Annotated in this window: 11 protein-coding genes; 5 read left to right on the top strand and 6 right to left on the bottom strand. The window is 70.1% G+C overall.

Features of this window, described 5'->3' with window-relative positions:
• Positions 1-4: 4 nt before the first annotated feature.
• The 5 genes from AQI70_RS01405 to AQI70_RS01385 all read right to left on the bottom strand — a co-directional run bounded on the left by AQI70_RS01405 (position 5) and on the right by AQI70_RS01385 (position 7,661).
• Positions 5-1,816: a branched-chain amino acid ABC transporter permease gene (locus tag AQI70_RS01405; RefSeq protein ID WP_062144918.1), complete on the bottom strand. Its 1,812-nt coding sequence runs from the start codon at positions 1,814-1,816 to the stop codon at positions 5-7.
• A 23-nt stretch (positions 1,817-1,839) separates the two neighbouring features.
• Positions 1,840-2,769 (bottom strand): branched-chain amino acid ABC transporter permease, encoded by a 930-nt coding sequence (locus tag AQI70_RS01400; RefSeq protein ID WP_062142871.1) that lies wholly within the window; start codon positions 2,767-2,769, stop codon positions 1,840-1,842.
• 114 nt (positions 2,770-2,883) lie between these two features.
• Complete coding sequence (locus AQI70_RS01395) at positions 2,884-4,113, bottom strand: branched-chain amino acid ABC transporter substrate-binding protein (RefSeq protein WP_425264593.1); 1,230 nt, start codon at positions 4,111-4,113, stop codon at positions 2,884-2,886.
• Between the two features lie 725 nt (positions 4,114-4,838).
• Complete coding sequence (locus AQI70_RS01390; RefSeq protein WP_062142868.1) at positions 4,839-5,327, bottom strand: hotdog fold thioesterase; 489 nt, start codon at positions 5,325-5,327, stop codon at positions 4,839-4,841.
• Positions 5,328-5,381: 54 nt separating this feature from the next.
• Entirely contained in the window at positions 5,382-7,661 is a 2,280-nt protein-coding gene (locus tag AQI70_RS01385) for an FdhF/YdeP family oxidoreductase (RefSeq protein WP_062142865.1), read from the bottom strand.
• Positions 7,662-8,424: 763 nt separating this feature from the next.
• On the opposite strand from AQI70_RS01385, the gene polA reads away from it, so the two are divergent.
• Together polA and AQI70_RS36925 are read left to right on the top strand one after the other, a co-directional pair.
• Positions 8,425-11,151 carry a DNA polymerase I gene (gene polA / locus AQI70_RS01380; RefSeq protein WP_062142862.1) on the top strand — a complete coding sequence of 909 codons (2,727 nt, stop codon included), beginning with the start codon at positions 8,425-8,427 and terminating at the stop codon, positions 11,149-11,151.
• A gap of 257 nt (positions 11,152-11,408) precedes the next feature.
• Positions 11,409-11,792: a hypothetical protein gene (locus AQI70_RS36925; protein ID WP_079051102.1), complete on the top strand. Its 384-nt coding sequence runs from the start codon at positions 11,409-11,411 to the stop codon at positions 11,790-11,792.
• On the opposite strand, the gene AQI70_RS01375 is transcribed toward AQI70_RS36925, so the two are convergent.
• Positions 11,713-12,567, bottom strand: a complete 855-nt coding sequence (locus AQI70_RS01375) for a DUF4184 family protein (protein WP_062142859.1) — start codon at positions 12,565-12,567, stop codon at positions 11,713-11,715. The genes AQI70_RS36925 and AQI70_RS01375 overlap by 80 nt on opposite strands.
• Before the next feature lie 324 nt (positions 12,568-12,891).
• Between AQI70_RS01375 and AQI70_RS01370 the strand changes: the two genes are divergently transcribed.
• From AQI70_RS01370 to pgfA, 3 genes are all read left to right on the top strand, one after another.
• Positions 12,892-14,607: a lytic transglycosylase domain-containing protein gene (locus AQI70_RS01370; protein WP_062142855.1), complete on the top strand. Its 1,716-nt coding sequence runs from the start codon at positions 12,892-12,894 to the stop codon at positions 14,605-14,607.
• Positions 14,608-14,745: 138 nt separating this feature from the next.
• Positions 14,746-14,880 carry an SPW_0924 family protein gene (locus AQI70_RS38305; RefSeq protein WP_107116887.1) on the top strand — a complete coding sequence of 45 codons (135 nt, stop codon included), beginning with the start codon at positions 14,746-14,748 and terminating at the stop codon, positions 14,878-14,880.
• Between the two features lie 25 nt (positions 14,881-14,905).
• A complete protein-coding gene (gene pgfA / locus AQI70_RS01365) occupies positions 14,906-15,898 on the top strand; it encodes a cell envelope lipid trafficking protein PgfA (protein WP_062142851.1) in 993 nt (330 codons plus the stop codon).
• The last annotated feature ends 2 nt before the right edge of the window (positions 15,899-15,900 follow it).

Genomic DNA, 15,900 nt, shown 5'->3' with positions numbered 1-15,900 from the left:
GCGGTCACGCCCCTGCCTTGGCGACGCCGGTCGCGCCTTCGGGCAATGGCTTGTCCTCCGGTACGTCGAGCTGTCCGGTCTCGTGGAATTCGAGCTGCTTCCTGCGGTCGGCGACCAGGCCCTCGGGGCGGAAGCGCATCAGCAGCATCAGCGCGACGCCGAAGAGGAGCAGCTGGTACTCCGCCATGAACTGGAGCTTGGCCGGGATCAGGTAGAGCAGTGCGGCGCCGATCAGCGGGCCGCTGATGGTGCCCATGCCGCCGAGGATGACGGCGGCGAGCAGGAAGGCCGAGTTCGGGGGTACGGAGCCGGCGAACTGGTACTGCTCGGGGGTGACGCTGTAGGACACGTGTGCCTGGACGGTGCCGGCGAGGCCGGCGAGGGCGGCGCCGAGTGCGAAGGCGAGGAGCTTGAGGCGGAAGCCGTTGATGCCCATCGCGGTGGCGGCGGTTTCGTCCTCGCGGATGGCGACCCAGGCGCGGCCGATGCGGGATTCCGCGGAGCGGCGGAAGACCAGGACGACGATGGCCGTGCACAGCAGCATCAGCAGGTAGTAGTTGCCGGAGCGGGTGAGTTCGGTGCCCAGGACGTTGTGCGGCAGTCCGAGGTTGAACCCGAAGATCTCCAGGTCCGGGATGTTGGGGATGCCGTTGGAGCCGTTGGTGACGTCCGGTCCGCTGTTGCCGTTCAGGTTGTTCATGGTGATGCGGAAGATCTCACCGAAGCCGAGCGTCACGATGGCGAGGTAGTCGCCGCGCAGTCGCAGGGTGGGGGCGCCGATCACCACGCCGAAGATCAGCGAGGCGGCGGCGCCGGTGAGGACGGCCGCCCAGAACGGGAATTCGACGCCGATGCTCGACTGCGGGGAGCCGGAGACCAGGGCGGCGGCGTAGGCGCCGACGCCGAGGAAGGCGACGTATCCGAGGTCGAGGAGGCCGGCGAGGCCGACGACGACGTTGAGGCCCAGGGCGACCGTGGCGAAGATGAGGATGTTCGCGCCGATGAGGGCGAACTGGTCGTTGGTCTGGGTGAACGGGAAGCAGATCGCCGCGACGAAGGCTGCGGCCATGGCGACGTTGCGGTGTTTGGCGGTGAGTGCCGAGAGCCGCTTGAGGAGGCCTGCGCGGGTGACGGCGGTGAAGCCGAAGCCCGTGATGATCAGGAAGCCGATGAACAGCTCGGAGTACTCGGTGCCGATGCCGTACGCGAACACGTACAGGCCGACGCCGAAGCCCGCGGCGATGATGAGGATTTCCGCCCAGGAGGGCAGGTCCTTGGCGCGGCCGGGTTCGGGGGCGGTGAGGGAGTGGCGGATCCGGCCCCAGAGGTTGGGGGTGGGGTCCGCCGCGTCGTAGGGCTGGTCGACCGGGAGGCCGAGGGCGCCGATGACGGCGACGAGGGCGCCGATGCCGGAGACCCAGGCGCCGGGCTCCAGGTTGACGAGGCCGCCGAGTTCGTAGCTGATGGCGCCCATGGCGTAGCCCGTGGTGCCGAACACGCCGAGGGCGGCGAGCAGGACGGGGCTGTTCTTGCCGCCGGGGGTGAGCCAGCCGAGGCCGCGGATGCCGTAGCCGGAGAGGGCGAACAGCAGGGTGAGTACGGAGCCGACGAGGGTGAGGACCTGGAGGCCGCCGGGGTAGCCGGTGATGGTGAGTTTGCCCGGGAATTCGTCGGTCCAGGTCCAGGCGAGGAAGGTGCCTGCGAGGGCGAGGGCGGAGCCGGCGACGGTCAGCGCGCGTGCCGCGGTGTGCGGCAGCGGGATGATGGGGGTGGCCGGTGCGGTGGACACCTTGGTGGTGTCGGTGGTCTTGTCCATGGGGGTCTCGGTGGTCATGGGTATCACGCCCGATCCGCGACGCGTTCGCCGAGCAGGCCTTGTGGCCTGAACAGGAGGACGAGGATGAGGAGGGCGAACGCCCATACGTCCTTCCAGGCGCCGCCGCCGAAGAGGTCCATGCCGGGGATGTCGCCGATGTAGCCGGTGGCGAGGGACTCGGCGACGCCGAGGACCACACCGCCGAGCATGGCGCCGTAGATGTTGCCGATGCCGCCGAGGACGGCGGCGGTGAAGGCCTTGAGGCCCATCAGGAAGCCCATACGGAAGCCGACCTGGCCGTTTTTCAGGCCGTAGGCGACGGCGGCGATGGCGGCGAACGCGGCACCGATGGCGAAGGCCATGACGATGATGCGGTCGGTGTTGATGCCCATCAGTTTGGCGGTGTCGGGGTCCTGGGCGGTGGCCTGCATGCCGCGGCCGGAGCGCGTCTTGGTGACGAAGAGGCCGAGGGCGAACATGCACAGCGGGGCGGCTATGAGCACGAAGAGGTCGCCGCGCTGGATGTTGGCGCCCAGGATGTCGATGGGGCCGCCTTCGAACTGCGGGAAGGTCTGGTCCTTCTTCGCGTCCGGGTACCACATCCATACGGCCTGCTGGAGGACGATGGACAGGCCGATGGCGGTGATGAGGGGTGCCAGGCGTGGCGCGGTGCGCAGTGGTCGGTAGGCGAAGCGTTCCGCCGCGGTGGCGACGGCGACGGAGACGATGACGCCGGCGACGATCATGAGGGGGATCGCGGCGCCGAGGGCGAAGCCTTCGGGGAGTACCAACCAGACGGTGAGGGCCCCGAAGCCCCCGACCATGAATATCTCGCCGTGGGCGAAGTTGATGAGCTGGACGATGCCGTAGACCATCGTGTAGCCGATCGCGATGAGTCCGTACATCGCGCCGAGGATGAGTCCATTGGCCAGCTGTTGCGGCAGTTCGTTCACCGCAGGGCCTCCGTGGAGTGGTTCGGATATGGCGCCGCGCGGGAGCGCTGGTGGGCGTTCCCGCGCGGCCTGGATCAATGTGTGATGGGGGAGTGTTCTTTACTCGTCCTCTGCTCAGCCCAGCTTGGGTTCGCCGCTGAACTCCGGCGCCCATGCCTTGTTCTTGACCTTGTACGCGGTCATGGTGTGGTTCGTGGTGTCACCGAACTCGTCGAAGGAGATGGTGCCGGTGACGCCGTCGAACTTGACCTTGGCCATGGCGTCCAGGACCGCCTTGCGGCCGTCGGACGGGACCTTGCCGTCGTTGCCCTCGACCGCCAGCTTGACGGCCTCGATGATGGCCCAGGTGGCGTCGTAGGTGAGGCCGCCGTAGGCCTCGTAGTCGTCCTCGTAGCCCGCCGCCTCGTAGTCCTTGATGAAGGTCTTGGCGGAGTCGAGCTGCTCGACCGGCTTGCCCACGGAGGTGGCGAGGTCGCCCTCGGCCTTCTTGTTCAGCTTCGGGAACTCGGCGGAGTAGATGCCGTCGCCGCCCATGAGCGGGATCTTCTGGCCGCTGTCCTTGAGCTGCTGGCTCAGCGGGGCGGCCGCCGGGTACTCGCCGCCGTAGTAGAGGGCTTCGGCGCCGGTCTTCTTGATCTTGGCGACGACGGCGTTGAAGTCGCGGTCGTCGGGGTTGATGTGGTCGCTGCCGACGATCTGGCCGCCGAACTTGGTGAAGTTCGTCTTGAAGGAGGCGGCGAGGCCCGCGCCGTAGGTCTTCTGGTCGTCGATCAGGTAGACCTTCTTGATCTTGGCCTGGTTGTAGAGGTAGTCGGCCGCGAAGGCACCCTGGATCTCGTCCGTGGTGGCCGTGCGGAAGAAGGTCTTGAACTGGCGGACGGAGTTTCCGGTCTTCCAGCCGTCGCCCTGGGTCAGTTCGGTGCCGGTGTTGGCCGGGGAGACCTGGGTCAGGCCGGCGTCGTTGAACGGCTTCTGCATCTGCTGCGAGACGCTGGAGTTCAGCGGGCCGACGACGCCGAGGACGTCCTTGTTGCTGATGAACTTCTGGGCGTTCTGCTGGCCGACGGACGGCTGGGCCTGGTCGTCGAGGGCTTCGATCTTGAACTCGACGCCCTTGACGTACTCCTTCTTGTTGGCCGTCTTGGCGGCCAGGTCGGCGGAGTTCTTGATGCCGAGGCCGAGCGCGGACAGGTCGCCGGTCAGCGGGGCGTCGACGCCGATCACCACAGTGGTCTTGTCGCCGTTGCTGCTGTTGCCGCCCTCGTCACGCGACCCACAAGCCGTGAGTGTCAGCGATCCCGCCGCGAGCGCGGCGGTTATAGCGATGATCGAACGTTGACGCACGAATCAGGTCCTTTCCCTGGCACGGCGGCTCCCCGTGGAACTCGCCGAGTCGAGCGCTGGGCCGAAGTGGCTTCGAATCCGGTGGCTCGGTGACTGGCGGTGACTCTAAGCGCGTGAAGGGAACATGGAGGAGGCTCTGACCAAGGCTGTGACGCTCTTGTTATGACACGGGGTAACACAGAGCGGTACTCCGTGGGGGGAAGAGCGGATTTCCGGCCGATTCGCCCTGTCCACATAGTGAGAACTCGCAGCGTTCGCGCGTAGCTTCTTCACGAGCGTTTACAGGTTTTGGTGATTACCCGGGTCGTTGCTGAAGGCTACCAGGAGGCCTCTGTCCAGTTGTGGGAAAGGTGCTCGCCAAAGAGAGCGGCCGGTTTGCATTGCAGTCGTATTACGCAGAGTTACGGCTGTGAAAGGTGTTCTCGGGTGCCTCGCCTTTTCGTGTAAGGGGCACGAAAATCGAATTGGGGGGTGGGATCCCGGTCAGCCCCATGGGTCTCCGGTCGACTCGCCGTTCCGGCACCGCTCCTCGGTCCGGGCGGCCGGAGTCGCCGACGGGCGGGGCGAGCCTTCGCTCGCCCGGGGGCGGGGTGCGGCCCCGAGCGCCCGGCGGGCGGGCTGCTCCCGTCGTCATGGCTCGACGTTATGCCGCCGGGCGCTCGGGTTCAACGGCGGTGAAAGACAAGGGTGTTGGCCGGAACGGCGTTGTCGTCGGGGCGCCGGTGTCAGTCCGTCGTCCGCAGGTGCTCCCCGTCGCCCGGGTTCACGTCCCGCAGCAGGCAGGTCAGCCGTGCGCTGCACACCCGCCGGCCTGCCTCGTCGCTGATCACGATCTCGTACGTCGCCGTCGAGCGGCCCCGGTGCAGGGGAGTGGCCACGCCGGTGACGAGGCCGGAGCGGACGCCGCGGTGGTGGGTGCAGTTGAGGTCGACGCCGACCGCGATCTTGGAGCTGCCGGCATGCAGCATCGAGCCCACCGACCCGAGGGTCTCGGCGAGGACCGCGGAGGCGCCGCCGTGCAGCAGTCCGTACGGCTGTGTGTTCCCCTCCACCGGCATCGTGCCGACGACCCGCTCGGCGGACGCCTCCACGATCTGGACGCCCATGCGCATCCCGAGGTGCCCGGCGGAGAACAGGGCAGGCAGATCGACGCCGAGGGCGGCGTACTCGTCGATGACCTCTTGCGGGAACGTCACATGCTGCTGCTCACCCATGGGCCCGGCTCCGTTCGTCGTGCTCAGTCGGTCGAAGGTCGACTGAGCAAACGCTCAGTCGGTGGCCGATTGTTCCAGACGCACCACGACGGACTTGCTGGCCGGGGTGTTGCTGGTGTCCGCGGTGGCGTCCAGGGGGACGAGGACGTTGGTCTCCGGGTAGTACGCGGCCGCACAGCCCCGGGCCGTCGGATAGTGCACGACCCGGAAGCCGGGCGCCCGCCGCTCGACCCCGTCCTGCCACTCGCTGACCAGGTCGACGTACGAGCCGTCGGCGATGTTCAGCCGCTGACCGTCCTCGGGATTGATCATGACCACCCGGCGGCCGTTCCTGATGCCCCGGTAGCGGTCGTCCAGGCCGTAGATCGTGGTGTTGTACTGGTCGTGCGACCGCAGCGTCTGCAGCAGCAGCCGCCCCTCCGGCAGCTCCGGGTACTCGACCGGGGCCGCCGTGAAGTTGGCCTTGCCGGTGGCCGTCGGGAAACGGCGCTCGTCGCGCGGGGCGTGGGGGAGCGTGAAGCCGCCGGGGCGGGCCACGCGCGCGTTGAAGTCCTCGAAGCCGGGGATCACCCTCGCGATGCGGTCCCGGATCGTCGCGTAGTCCTTCTCGAACTCCTCCCAGGGCGTGGCGCTGCCCTCGCCCAGCACACGGCGGGCCAGGCGGCAGACGATGGCCGGCTCCGACAGCAGGTGCGGGCTCGCCGGCTCCAGACGGCCCCGCGAGGCGTGCACCATGCCCATGGAGTCCTCGACGGTCACGAACTGCTCACCGCCGCCCTGCAGATCGCGCTCGGTCCGGCCCAGCGTCGGCAGGATCAGCGCGCGGGCGCCCGTGACGGCGTGCGAGCGGTTGAGCTTCGTCGACACATGCACGGTGAGCCGGGCCCGCCGCATGGCCGCCTCGGTGACGTCGGTGTCCGGCGTCGCGGAGACGAAGTTGCCGCCCATCGCGAAGAAGACCTTCGCCTCGCCGTCACGCAGCGCGCGGATGGCCCGTACGACGTCGTATCCGTGCTCGCGCGGCGGGGCGAACCCGAACTCCTTCTCCAGGGCGTCCAGGAACGCCGGTGCGGGCCGCTCGAAGATGCCCATCGTGCGGTCGCCCTGCACGTTCGAGTGACCGCGCACCGGGCACACGCCCGCGCCCGGGCGGCCGATGTTGCCGCGCAGCAGAAGGAAGTTGACCACCTCGCGGATGGTCGGCACGGAGTGCTTGTGCTGGGTGAGGCCCATGGCCCAGCAGACGATGGTGCGCCGCGAGGCGAGGACCATCGCCATGGCCTTTTCTATGTCCGCGCGCGTGAGGCCCGTCGCCGTCAGCGTCTCGTCCCAGTCGGCGGCACGGGCGACCTCGGCGAACTCCTCGTAGCCGTGGGTGTGTTCGCGGACGAACTCCTCGTCGACGGCGCCCTCGGTCTCCAGGATCAGCTTGTTGAGGAGGCGGAAGAGAGCCTGGTCGCCGCCGATGCGGATCTGCAGGAACAGGTCGGTGAGGGAGGCGCCCTTGAGCATGCCCTGCGGGGTCTGCGGGTTCTTGAAGCGCTCCAGGCCCGCCTCGGGCAGCGGATTGACGCTGATGATCTTCGCGCCGTTGGCCTTGGCCTGCTCCAGGGCGGAGAGCATGCGCGGGTGGTTGGTCCCCGGGTTCTGCCCGGCGACGATGATCAGGTCGGCCTTGTAGAGGTCCTCCAGCAGGACGCTGCCCTTGCCGATGCCGATCGTCTCGGAGAGTGCTGACCCGGACGACTCGTGGCACATGTTCGAGCAGTCCGGCAGGTTGTTGGTGCCGAGCTCGCGTGCGAAGAGCTGGTAGAGGAACGCGGCCTCGTTGCTGGTGCGCCCGGAGGTGTAGAAGACGGCCTCGTCGGGGGAGCCGAGGGCGGTGATCTCCTCGGCGACGATGTCGAAGGCGCGCTCCCAGGTGACCGGCTCGTAGTGCGTGCCCCCTTCGGGCAGATACATGGGGTGGGTGAGCCGCCCCTGCTGCCCCAGCCAGTAACCGCTCCTGCTCGCGAGGTCGGCGACGGAGTGCGCGGCGAAGAACTCCGGGGTGACCCGGCGCAGGGTGGCCTCCTCGGCGACCGCCTTGGCGCCGTTCTCGCAGAACTCCGCCTTGTGCCGGTGGTCCGGCTCCGGCCAGGCGCACCCCGGGCAGTCGAAGCCGTCCTTCTGGTTGACCCGCAGCAACGTCAACGCCGTGCGCTTCACACCCATCTGCTGCTGGGCGATACGCAAGGTGTGCCCGATGGCCGGCAGCCCCGCCGCCGCATGCTTCGGCTCGGCGACCTGCGGCGCGTCCTGAACCGGATCACCCTTGGGCGGCTTGGTGGCCATCGCGCGCTCTCCTTCGTGACACGTGTGAGGTACGTCTCCGATCCTCGCATGGGGGGGTGGGGAGTGAGGAGGGTGGGATTGGGAGACGGGGCGGGGGGAGAGGGGGCGGGCCTGGGACGGGGTGTGGGGGAGAGGGGATGGGGTTGGGGTCGGCGTGGTCGGGTGGTGGCGGGGCGGTGGGCTTGGGGCGGCCGTGTGCTGGCCGGCGGTGGGCTTGGCGTGGTGGCGTGGTGGCGGGGTGGGGGTGAGCCCGGGACGGCCGTGTGGTGAAGGGGGGCTCGGGGCGGGTGTGCGGACGGCGCCGTCGCGGGCTGCGAGGCGGGCGCCTGGTCCGTGCTGGACGCGCGGCTCTCGCGCGCCCTATGCGATCCGCAGCGCCGTCCTGCTCGCGACGCCCTTCCGGCCACCCCGGCGCCGCGCGCCGCCGCCTCTTACGCGCGGCTTGGGCCCGGTCGGCGTCGCTGCTCGGCGGGCGTGCCCTGCTCCCGCTCCTCCACGGCCGCCTCGACGCGGGGCCCGCGTCCGCCAGGGCTGGTCGCCTTCACCGCCTGGGCTGGTCTTTGCCGCTTCCACTTCGCCCGCCGCTTGCCCCCTGTTCTTCCCGCGGCGTTCTTCCCGCGGCTGCCCCTCCCCTCTCGCCGCCGCCACCCTCCTCTTTTCCGCGCCATGGCGATCGGCGACAACGGCGGAGCCCAGCCGTGCCGGACCGGCCGGGGCCCCCGATGGGGACCGAGTGTCAGTGGGGCGTGGCAGGATCGGGGGCGTGGCAGAGACAGCATCGAAGCAGACCGACAACAACCCCGGCGGCAGCCGGCCCCGCCTGATGCTCATGGACGGGCACTCGCTGGCCTACCGTGCGTTCTTCGCGCTGCCCGCGGAGAACTTCACGACCGCGACGGGCCAGCCGACGAACGCGATCTACGGCTTCGCGTCGATGCTGGCCAACACGATCCGTGACGAGGCGCCCACGCACTTCGCCGTCGCCTTCGACGTGTCCCGCAAGACGTGGCGCTCGCAGGAGTTCACGGAGTACAAGGCGAACCGCTCCAAGACCCCGGACGAGTTCAAGGGCCAGGTCGAGCTGATCGGCGAGCTGCTCGACGCGATGAACGTCTCGCGGTTCGCGATCGACGGCTTCGAGGCGGACGACGTGATCGCCACGCTCGCCACCCAGGCCGAGGCCGACGGTTTCGAGGTGCTGATCGTCACCGGCGACCGGGACTCCTTCCAGCTGGTCAGCGAGCACACGACGGTGCTGTATCCGACGAAGGGCGTCTCCGAGCTGACCCGGTTCACCCCGGAGAAGGTCTTCGAGAAGTACGGATTGACGCCCGCCCAGTACCCCGACTTCGCGGCCCTGCGCGGCGACCCGTCCGACAACCTGCCGGGCATCCCGGGCGTCGGCGAGAAGACGGCCGCGAAGTGGATCAACCAGTTCGGCTCGTTCGCGCAGCTCGTCGAGCGCGTCGACGAGGTCAAGGGCAAGGCCGGGCAGAACCTCCGCGACCACCTGGAGGCGGTCAAGCTCAACCGCCGGCTGACCGAGCTGGAGCGGGGCGTCGAGCTGCCCAAGACCGTCACCGACCTCGAACGCGCCCCGTACGACCGCAAGGCCGTCGCGATGATCCTGGACACCCTGGAGATCCGTAACCCCTCCCTGCGCGAGCGGCTCTTCGGCATCGACCCCGGAGCCGAGGAGGCCGAGGCGACCCCGATCTCGACCGACGGCGTGGAGCTGGACGGCTCGGTGCTCGGCACGGGCGAGCTGGCCCCCTGGCTGGCGGAGCACGGCGGCGAGCTCCTCGGCGTGGCCACCGTCGACGCCTGGGCGCTGGGCACCGGCTCGGTCGCGGAGATCGCGCTCGCCGCGGCCGACGGCGCGGCCGCCTGGTTCGACCCGTCGCAGCTGGACGAGGCCGACGAGAAGGCGTTCGCGGCCTGGCTGTCCGATGCCGACAAGCCGAAGGTCTTCCACAACGCCAAGGGCGCGATGCGGGTCTTCGCCGAGCACGGCTGGAGCATCGAGGGCGTACGCATGGACACCGCGCTCGCCGCCTACCTGGTCAAGCCGGGCCGCCGCTCCTTCGACCTGGACGCGCTGTCCCTGGAGTACCTCCACCGCGAGCTGGCCCCGGCCGCCGCGGCCGACGGCCAGCTGGCCTTCGGCACGGACGACGGCGCCGAGGCAGAGGCGCTGATGATCCAGGCCCGCGCGGTCCTCGACCTGGGTGAGGCCTTCGAGGGCCGCCTTCAGGAGGTCGGCGCCGCGGACCTCCTGCGGGACATGGAGCTGCCGACCTCCGCCCTGCTGGCCCGGATGGAGCGGCACGGCATCGCGGCCGACCGGGCCCATCTGGAGGCCATGGAGCAGATGTTCGCGGGCGCCGTGCAGCAGGCCGTGAAGGAGGCGCACGCGGCGGCGGGCCACGAGTTCAACCTGGGCTCGCCCAAGCAGCTCCAGGAAGTCCTCTTCGGCGAACTCGCCCTGCCCAAGACGAAGAAGACGAAGACGGGCTACACGACGGACGCCGACGCCCTGGCCTGGCTCGCCACCCAGACCGAGAACGAACTGCCGGTCATCATGCTCCGCCACCGCGAGCAGGCGAAGCTGCGCGTCACCGTCGAGGGCCTGATCAAGACGATCGCGACGGACGGCCGTATCCACACCACGTTCAACCAGACGGTGGCGGCGACCGGTCGCCTGTCCTCGACGGACCCCAACCTGCAGAACATCCCGGTCCGCACGGACGAGGGCCGGGCGATCCGCCGGGGCTTCGTGGTCGGCGAGGGCTTCGAGTCCCTGATGACGGCGGACTACAGCCAGATCGAACTGCGTGTGATGGCCCACCTGTCCGAGGACGAGGGCCTGATCGAGGCGTTCACCTCGGGCGAGGACCTGCACACCACGGCCGCCTCCCAGGTGTTCGCCGTGGAGCCGTCCGCGGTGGACGCGGAGATGCGCCGCAAGATCAAGGCGATGTCGTACGGCCTCGCCTACGGCCTGTCGGCGTTCGGCCTCTCCCAGCAGCTGAACATCGACGCGGGTGAGGCCGGCGCCCTGAGGGACGCCTACTTCGAGCGCTTCGGCGGCGTACGGGACTACCTGCGCCGCGCCGTCGACGAGGCACGGGCGACGGGCTACACGGCGACCCTCTTCGGCCGCCGCCGCTACCTCCCCGACCTCAACAGCGACAACCGCCAGCGCCGCGAGGCGGCCGAGCGCATGGCCCTCAACGCCCCCATCCAGGGCACCGCGGCGGACATCGTCAAGATCGCCATGCTCAAGGTGGACAAGGCCCTGCGCGAGGCGAACCTCACCTCCCGCATCCTCCTCCAGGTCCACGACGAAATCGTCCTGGAAATCGCCCCCGGCGAACGCGAGGCCGCGGAGGAGCTGGTCCGCCGGGAGATGTCCGACGCCGTCCACCTCAGTGTCCCGCTGGGCGTCTCGGTCGGGTCGGGCCCGGACTGGGAGTCTGCAGCCCACTAGCTCCGGCACAACACCACGTCCCGACGCCGGGCCGGTTTCTCGATCGGCCCGGCATCCCGACGCCTTTGGACGGGCGGGACTGCAACGCCCCTGAAGGGGCGCGGGGAACTGCGCGACCAGCCACAACCCACCCGCAGTCCCGAAAACCACCGAAACCCGGCACGTACGGGGGCCCCGGCTCCTCCCCCGGAGGGACCGTCACTCGCGTGGCCCCCGCAAAAAGGCCCCGGACGCCCGCCGCCCGTAAGGATGCGGGCATGGGTATACGCACGCTCCACCGCCGGACGGCCCCGGCACAGGCGAACGTGGACACCGAAGCCGCCCCCTCCCCAGCGCCGCCCTCGGCCCCGCCCCTCGCCGCCGGCGCAAGCACCGCCCGCATCCCCGTCGGCCTCAGGACCGCGCTGTGGCACACGGCCGCCGGCCTCTGCCGCCGCCTCGCCTCCCGGGCACAAGGGTGGGCCGAGCTGGCCCGCAGCTATCTGGCCCTCGCCCTCACCCTGCTCCCACGCCCCCGCCCCACCCGCACCGTCACCGTGTCCGTCGCGACCGTAGGCCCCATCAGCGAGCCGCCGGACGGCTCGGCTCCTTACCGGCCGTACCCGCACTGCCGGCGCCCCGGACCGGACGCCACACCCTGACGCCCACGGCGTACAGCAGCAGCCCCAGGACGAGCCCCGCGCCCGCCCCGAAGCACAGCGTCGGAATCAGCTCCCAGTACTTCGCGGTGGACCCCCAGTAGTCCCACCAGCGCGACGCCCGCTGCACCGCCGCCACCGCGGCGCACCCGCCGATCACCGCACCGGCCCACCACCGGTCCCGTACCGACAGCAGCGCGACCCCGACCGGCGCGTCCGCCGGCGTCCGCCGTAGCGCCACGACCACGAACGCGGCGATGGCGAGCGCGGCGACGGCCGAACCGCCGTACTGCAGATACCAGTACAGCGGCGACCCCGCGATCTCCTCACCCAGGACGGGAAACAGCCGCATCCCCCAGCGGTCCAGATGTGTGAAGGCGTCCCACACCACATGCGTCAGCGCCCCGAGCGCCGCCGAGACGTACCAGCGCACCGCCGGCGAAAGGCGGACACGCGCGCGTGGCGCCCCGCAGCGCAGCAGCGTGGCCACCCGCGGCTGTCGCCGCACCGGCAGCAGCGCCACCAGCGGTTCGCGCAGCAGGAGCCACAGGCCCACCAGCGCCCAGGTGACCACCACGTCGACCGTGAACACGCCCGCGAAGGAGTGGGTGACCTCGCCGAACTCCATGGCCCCCGGCAGAGCACTTGCCGCGTAGTAGGTCATATCGGGAGAGAAGGAACCCGCCACCAACACGGTCGGTACGAGCGTGCCCCGGCCGGTTCCGTCGGTACGCACGGCCGGCAGTACGGCCGCCGCATGGCTGAGCGTGAACGGCAACGGGGCTCCTCGCGCGCGATGTTGGCAGGGCCGGCCGGCCCCGGTCGTCGGTGAAGCCAGTATGCGGGACCGGTGAGAGGCCGGATCGCATCTGGCCAACCGGTAAAAATCGGGCACCAACGGGTGCCCCGGCCAAAGAAGTTGTCGTAGGGTCGCCTGGGTCACCGCGCGGGGAGCGTGGTCGAGCACCCGAACAGGCATGAAAACGCGCCGCGAGGGCAACTGTCGCGGCAAGTCGATCGTCACAACAGGCGCGAGCCCAGGACGGCGGGCTCGGGACAGACAGAGACGGGCGCTCGGGCGTCCACGGGAGGGGTTCGCTCTATGGCGGCGCAATTCGGCAGGCTGCGCAAGGGGGCGGTGAACACCACGGTGGCCGCGGTCGTGGTCGCGGCACTGGCCGCGTCCCAGGCTCCGGGAGTGACGACCGACGACGCCGGCAGAAAGGTCACCACCGGGACCCAGCCCTCACCGGACGCGTCCGCCGAGGACAGCGCCACCGGCAATTCGCCGTACTACACGGATCTGCCGCCGCTCAACAGCCCCAACCCCTCGCCGACCACCGGCACGCCCGACATCCCGACCCAGACCGAGGCGGGCATCCCCGCGACCGTCCTCGACGCCTACAAGAAGGCCGCGGCGGCGCTGCGGGAGGCCAAGCCCGGCTGCAACCTGGAATGGGAACTCCTCGCCGCCATCGGCAAGGTCGAGTCGGGCCAGGCCCGCGGGGGGCGGGTCGGCGCCGACGGCACCACGCTCTCCCCGATCCTCGGCCCGCAGCTCAACGGCAACGGCTTCGCGAGCATCAGCGACACCGACGGCGGTGCCTACGACGGCGACAGCTCCTACGACCGTGCCGTGGGCCCCATGCAGTTCATCCCCTCCACCTGGGAGTGGGCCGGCCGCGACGGCAACGGCGACGGCAAGAAGGACCCCAACAACATCTACGACGCCGCCCTCGCCGCCGGCCACTACCTGTGTCGCAACGGCTGGGACCTGTCCACGCAGGGCGACCTCGACCGCGCGATCCTCAGCTACAACAACTCGCGGGACTACCTGAACCTCGTCATGAGGTGGGTGGAGTACTACCGCAAGGGCACCCACGAGATCCCGGACGGCACCGGCACCCTCCCGTCCGACCGCAGCGACGACAACGCCGGAGCCGCCCCCTCGCCGTCGCCCACCCCGCCCAGGGCGCCGACGACGCCCAGCGCCCCGGCCAAGCCCGACGGCAACGGCGGCTCCACGAGCCCGAAGCCGACCCCGCCCGGCCCCACCCCGCCGGGCACGACGCCCCCTGCGCCCACCCCCACCGACACGGTGGACCACCTGGAGGACGCGGGCACCGCGAAGCTGACCGCGATGGCGGGCGACACCTTCACCAAGAGGATCAGCACCCGCGCCGAGACCGAGGCCGGCAAGGGCGTCGCCAAGGTCCGGGTCCGCTTCACGATCACCGGCGCCACCGGCGCCACCTTCAGCACCGGCGAGAAGTACGCCACCCTCCTCACCGACAGCGCCGGCGAGGCGGTGGCGCCCGCGCTCAAGGCGGGCGAGGACACGGGCGAGTTCGTCGTCCGCGCCACCGTCGTCGGCCGTGCGATCGCCGGCCTCGACTACACGGCCACGGTCACCGAGCGCGCCGCCGACACCCTGACCCGCACCAGCGACACCGAGCTGACCTGCACGCCGGGCGGCGAGTTCGCCGAGCAGGTCGAGGTGAAGGCGACCTACAAGGGCGCCGTCGCGGACAAGGTCGCGGCCACCGCCACCCTCGTCAAGTCGGCGGACGACCCGGCCGAGAACGACAAGGGCCCCTACTTCAAGGACGCCGACGGCAACCCGGTACGCACCCTGAAGGACCTGGAGACGGACGAGCACGGCCTGCTGACGCTGCCGAAGCTCTACGCCGACGACACCAGCGGCACGTTCCTGCTCCGCATCAACACCGCGGGCGGCGCGACCCTGACCGTCGAGCTGACCGTGGCGGCGGCCGAGCCGACCGAGTCGCCGAGCCCGTCGGCCAGTCCCAGCGCGTAATCACTCGTACGACCAAGGCGGCGCCCCTTCGCAAAGGGGCGCCGCCGCCGTCGTGTGCGACGTGTTCTCATCTCGCCCGCCCGTTGCTACGGTGCCGGACCTGACGACCTATCAGTTCCAGTCCGTCGGGAGGCCCGCATGCGCGCCCTGATCGCCGCCGCGACCGGACTCGCCGTCGCGCTCGCCCTGGTCCTCACGATCACCGCGATGGGCTCACCGACCGGCGAGACGTCCCCCAAGCCGCTGCTGACGACGGTGCCCGCACATCCGTGACCGCCCGCCCGGGAGGGAGGCCGAGATGCGCCGCAAGGCCAGTCTGATCCTGCTCGCCCTCGCCGTGTTCTTCGCGGCGCTGTCCCCGCTGCTGCGCTGGTACGCCTTCCCCCGCCTGGCCAAGATCCCGGCCCACCAGTACCAGGACATGGTCCTGGAGGCGAAGGACGCGACCCTCCTCGACTACGGCACGATGAAGGCCCGCAAGGTCTCCAAGGTCACCATCGTGCAGACGCTGAAGGGCAACGTCGAAGCGTCCGAGAAGATCGAGAAGACGGCCGGGAAGGACGTCGTCGTCTGGGACGGCCTGTCCTATGTCGTCGGCCCCGACGGCAAGATGGTCTCCAAGATCCCCGAGCGCTACATCTTCGACGCCCACACCCAGGAACCCGTCCACGCCACCGGCGAGATGGTCGACGGCGACCCGGTCAGGCGGGAGGGCATCGAGTTCAAGTGGCCCTTCCTGACGGAGAAACGCGACTACGAGTACTTCGACGCGCAGGCGCGTGTGACGGCCCCCATCCACTACAAGGGCACGCGGGACTTCCGGGGCGTCGAGGTCTACTACTTCGAGCAGACCATCCCGTGGACCAAGGTGAAGTTCCCGAGGACGATGCCGGTCGAGGGCATCACCCCGGAGTCGGTCGCCAAGACCGGCACGACCCGCTGGTACACCACGGTCCGCAAGTTCTGGGTCGAACCCCTCACCGGAGCGCCCGTCTACGGCGAGGAGATCCACAAGGAGGAACTGCGCGGCGGCACCCTCCTCGGCGACCGCGAGAAGGTGACCGCGTTCGCCGGGCACGTGAAGATGCGCGAGGACTACATCGACCACACCGTGGACCTGGTCAAGTCCAACCGCACCCTGGTCCTGCTGATGACGTCGTATCTGCCGTGGGGCTTCCTCGGCCTCGGCATCCTCCTGCTCTCCCTCGCCCTCTGCCTGGAGGCACGCGGTCGCCGCCCGGCGGACCCCGGCCCCACCCAGGCCGCCGAACCTGAACCGCTCAACGCCTGAGC

The sequence above is a fragment of the Streptomyces curacoi genome, assembly GCF_001513975.1.
In the GTDB taxonomy this organism is placed as follows: Bacteria; Actinomycetota; Actinomycetes; order Streptomycetales; family Streptomycetaceae; genus Streptomyces; species Streptomyces curacoi.
This window is presented reverse-complemented; position numbering and strand designations above follow the sequence as displayed.

Excerpts from the sequence above, each read along its gene's own strand:
- AQI70_RS38305 (WP_107116887.1), top strand. The coding sequence starts at position 14,746 with ATGCGCGCCCTGATCGCCGCCGCGACCGGACTCGCCGTCGCGCTCGCC.
- AQI70_RS36925 (WP_079051102.1), top strand. The coding sequence starts at position 11,409 with ATGGGTATACGCACGCTCCACCGCCGGACGGCCCCGGCACAGGCGAAC.
- AQI70_RS01390 (WP_062142868.1), bottom strand. The coding sequence starts at position 5,327 with ATGGGTGAGCAGCAGCATGTGACGTTCCCGCAAGAGGTCATCGACGAG.
- AQI70_RS01370 (WP_062142855.1), top strand. The coding sequence starts at position 12,892 with ATGGCGGCGCAATTCGGCAGGCTGCGCAAGGGGGCGGTGAACACCACG.
- AQI70_RS01385 (WP_062142865.1), bottom strand. The coding sequence starts at position 7,661 with ATGGCCACCAAGCCGCCCAAGGGTGATCCGGTTCAGGACGCGCCGCAG.
- pgfA (WP_062142851.1), top strand. The coding sequence starts at position 14,906 with ATGCGCCGCAAGGCCAGTCTGATCCTGCTCGCCCTCGCCGTGTTCTTC.
- AQI70_RS01405 (WP_062144918.1), bottom strand. The coding sequence starts at position 1,816 with ATGGACAAGACCACCGACACCACCAAGGTGTCCACCGCACCGGCCACC.